Genomic DNA, 694 nt, shown 5'->3' with positions numbered 1-694 from the left:
AGCCCCGCCCGGTTCAGATATCCCCGGGCCAGCCCGGCACCGGCCACGTACAGCTCACCCACGACACCCCAGGGAACCGGCCGCAACCCCGAATCCAGAACATAAACCCGCAGATCCGGAAGACCCCGACCGATCACACTGCCACCACCGCCGGCCACCGAATCACGATCCAGCGCGAGATAGCTGACATGCACGGTCGTCTCAGTGATGCCATACATGTTGACCAACACCGGCGCGTCATCGGCATACCGGGAAAACCAACCCGCCAACCGGCCGAAGTCCAAAGCCTCCCCACCAAAGACCACACACCGCAACGACAGCCGTCCACCCCCAGCCTCGTCATCAGCCCGCATCAACTGATAGAACGCCGACGGTGTCTGACTCAACATCGTCACCCGCTGCGCCACCAACAACGCCCTGAACTCCGCCGGAGAACGACTCGTCGCGTAAGAGACCACCACCAGACGCCCACCATGCAGCAACGCCCCCCACGTCTCCCACACCGAAAAGTCAAACGCATACGAATGGAACAACGTCCACACATCATCGTCACGGAACCCGAACCAGTCCCGCGTCGCAGCGAACAACCGCACCACATTCTGATGCGGCACCACCACACCCTTCGGCTGCCCCGTCGACCCCGAGGTGTAGATGACATACGCCGCGTTACCCGGCACCACACCGACCCGCAGAT

The 694-nt window shown here is 62.7% G+C and carries 1 protein-coding gene; it reads right to left on the bottom strand.

The annotated features are described in order from the left end of the window. Positions 1–694: AMP-binding protein (locus Raf01_RS49205; protein ID WP_203925086.1), on the bottom strand; the 694-nt coding region annotated here is incomplete at both ends.

It is taken from the genome of Rugosimonospora africana, assembly GCF_016862975.1.
Taxonomy (GTDB): Bacteria; Actinomycetota; Actinomycetes; order Mycobacteriales; family Micromonosporaceae; genus Rugosimonospora; species Rugosimonospora africana.
This window is presented reverse-complemented; position numbering and strand designations above follow the sequence as displayed.